At 71.6% G+C, this 2,554-nt stretch carries 4 protein-coding genes; 2 read left to right on the forward strand and 2 right to left on the reverse strand.

Annotated features, from left to right (window positions below; genetic code table 11):
- A partial coding sequence (locus AB0I51_RS48270; RefSeq protein ID WP_362985888.1) for a methionine adenosyltransferase domain-containing protein occupies positions 1–127 on the forward strand: 127 nt, incomplete at its 5' end.
- Between the two features lie 72 nt (positions 128–199).
- Here the strand turns inward: AB0I51_RS48270 and AB0I51_RS48275 are convergent.
- Both AB0I51_RS48275 and AB0I51_RS48280 read right to left on the reverse strand, forming a co-directional pair.
- On the reverse strand, positions 200–952 hold the full coding sequence (locus tag AB0I51_RS48275; protein ID WP_362985882.1) for an ABC transporter permease: 753 nt from the start codon (positions 950–952) through the stop codon (positions 200–202).
- On the reverse strand, positions 942–1,856 hold the full coding sequence (locus tag AB0I51_RS48280; RefSeq protein ID WP_362985884.1) for an ABC transporter ATP-binding protein: 915 nt from the start codon (positions 1,854–1,856) through the stop codon (positions 942–944). The genes AB0I51_RS48275 and AB0I51_RS48280 overlap by 11 nt, the downstream gene beginning before the upstream one ends.
- 77 nt (positions 1,857–1,933) lie before the next feature.
- On the opposite strand from AB0I51_RS48280, the gene AB0I51_RS48285 reads away from it, so the two are divergent.
- Positions 1,934–2,464 (forward strand): TetR/AcrR family transcriptional regulator C-terminal domain-containing protein, encoded by a 531-nt coding sequence (locus tag AB0I51_RS48285; RefSeq protein WP_362985886.1) that lies wholly within the window; start codon positions 1,934–1,936, stop codon positions 2,462–2,464.
- Positions 2,465–2,554 lie beyond the last annotated feature (90 nt).

The raw sequence follows: 2,554 nt of genomic DNA on the forward strand, positions 1-2,554 counted from the left end.
CCTCGACCTGCTCCGCCCGATCTACGCCCAGACCGCCGCCTACGGCCACTTCGGCCGCGAGATCCCCGACTTCACCTGGGAGCGCACCGACCGCGTGGACGCGCTGCGGAAGGCTGCGGGGCTGTAAGCCCGCGATTGCCGTCGCGAGGCCCGGTTTCCTTTTGGGGGAGCCGGGCCTCGGCGTTTCCCGACGACGGGGTCAGCGGCGGATGCGTCGTGCGGACACCAGGAGGGCCGTCGCCGTGATGGCCGCGATGACCGCCGTCGCGTGTGCGTAGGCCCGGGGGTCATCGGCGACGGCTGCCTGGAAGCCGTGCAGGGCCCAGTAGCCCGGGGTTGCGGGGGCCACTGTGGAGACCCAGTGGGGGAGGACGGTGAGGGGGACCAGGCAGCCGCTGAGGCAGGTGATCGTGAGGGCGCCGATGTCGGAGGCGGCTGCCAACTGGCCCTGGCTTCGGGCGTGGACGCCGAGGGCGAGGCCGCACGAGGTGACGCAGGCCGCCCAGAGGAGGGCCAGCAGCGGCAGGCGCCAGCTGCCGGCGGTGAGGGGGAAGCCGAAGGCCGCGGTCGCGAAGAGGAAGAGTACGGCCTGTTGGGAGAGGAACAGTGCCGTCAGCGGCAGGGCCTTGCCGGTCAGGATCGTCGTGGGAGTCGCGGGGCTTGAGCGCAGGCGGTCCCACGTGCGCCAGGTGCGTTCGGAGAGCAGGAGCTGGCCGGCCACGTCCAGGGCGAGCAGGGTGAACATCACCGCGATGCCGGGAGCGGCCTGTACGACACCCGTTGTGCCGGGGGCGGCGAGGCGGTCGTAGACCGGGTGGAGCACGCTCAGGAGCACCAGGGACATGACGGTGTAGGCGAGCGGGGTTCCCGGCTCCCGGACGAGCAGCACGAGGGTGTGGCGGGTCATGGCCCAGGCGCGGCGGGCCGTGGTCGGGGCGGGTTCAGGCCGCATGGTGGGTCTGTGCGGGGAGTCGGTCGGCGGCCAGGCTTCGGTAGAGGTCGTCGAGGGAGGGTTCGCGGACTGCGGCCGAGCGGACTCGCGTGGTGTCGGGGCCCAGGTCCCGGAGGAGCCGGGCCAGGGCCCGGGCCGGGTCCGCGGTGCTGAAACGCAGTTCCCCGGGGGCAGTTGAGGTCTGGGTGAGGTGTTCGGGTACGGGGCCGGTGAACGTCACGGTGACCTCGCCGGGCAGGCCGTCCAGGAGGTCCGCGCGGTCACCGCGGGCGATCACCCGGCCGGCCGCGGCCACCGCGAGCGTGGCGCCCAAGTCCTCCAACTCCGGCAGGTAGTGCGTGGTGTAGCAGATGGCGGCACCTTCGTCGGCGCGGGCCCTGACGAGTCGTAGCAGCGCTTCGCGGGTGGTGGGGTCGGCGCCGACGGTCGGCTCGTCGAGCAGCAGCACCCGGGGGCGGGGCAGCAATACCGTGGCCGCCTGGGCGCGGCGCTGCTGGCCGCCGGAGAGTGTCCCGATCGGCCGGTCGAGTACGTCGGTGAGGGCCAACTCCTTTGCTACGGCGGCCAGTTCGGCGCGCAGTTCGGTTCGGCGCAGGCCGGCGAGGCCGCCGAAGAGACGGAGGTTCTGGCGCAGCGTGGCGGTGGGGTAGAGGGCCAGTTCCTGGGGTGCCAGGCCGATCAGGTTTCGGGCGGCACGGGGGGCTGTGGCGAGGTCCGCCCCCGCGACGTGGACCGAGCCCGCGTCGGGCCGCTCCAGGCCGGCGGTGACTCGGGCGAAGGTTGTCTTGCCCGCGCCGTTGTGGCCGATCAGGCCGCAGATCTCGCCGGGCTCGATCCGCAGGTCGAAGCCGTCCAGGGCCTGGACGGGACCCCACCGTTTGCGCAGGCCGCTGACGGTCAGCATGGCCACTCCCTTGATCCACTCGGTATATACAACGTATACGTATACTGTGTATACGTAGCTTCGAGGGAGGATGTCAAGTGACGCCACGGCGGATCAGTCGTGATCAAGTGCTCGACGTGACATGGGAGTTGGCGACCCGGAAAGGGCTGCCGGCCGTCACCATGCGGGCCGTCGCGCAGGAACTCGACGTGAACCCGATGACCCTCTACCGGCACGTCGGCGACAAGCAGGGACTCCTCGACGGTCTCGTGGAGCGACTGCTGCTGGAGATCGAGGTACCCGGTCCCGGACTCGACTGGCGCGAGCAACTGCGCCTGCTGGCACGCAACATGCGGGCCACCGCCCGACGCCACCCCGACCTGTTCCTGCTTCTCTTCCAGCGGCCGGCGGTCACCCCGGCGGCCGTCGGGCCGCGCAACGCGGTCTACGACGCCCTGCGCGCCGCAGGCCTCCAGGAGGACCGGATTCCACGGGCCGAGCGGCTGTTGTCCACGTTCATGCTCGGGTTCGCCGCGTCGGAGGCGGGCGGACGGTTCCGGGACAACGACCCGGACGAGGACATGGCCCACGCGGAGCAGCTCGTCGTGCGGCTGCTCGCCGAGGTCTAAGCGGTTTGGGTGAAGTTCGGTGTTGCTTGTCGGATCCGTTCGCGTTGCCGCCGCATCGCCCGGTCGACGGCGGCGCCGATGGCCTCGGTG

It is taken from the genome of Streptomyces sp. NPDC050549 (genome assembly GCF_040655035.1).
Taxonomy (GTDB): domain Bacteria; phylum Actinomycetota; class Actinomycetes; order Streptomycetales; family Streptomycetaceae; genus Streptomyces.

Bases quoted from the DNA above. Each gene is read 5' to 3' on its own strand.
- AB0I51_RS48275 (WP_362985882.1), bottom strand. From the start codon at position 952: ATGCGGCCTGAACCCGCCCCGACCACGGCCCGCCGCGCCTGGGCCATG.
- AB0I51_RS48280 (WP_362985884.1), bottom strand. From the start codon at position 1,856: ATGCTGACCGTCAGCGGCCTGCGCAAACGGTGGGGTCCCGTCCAGGCC.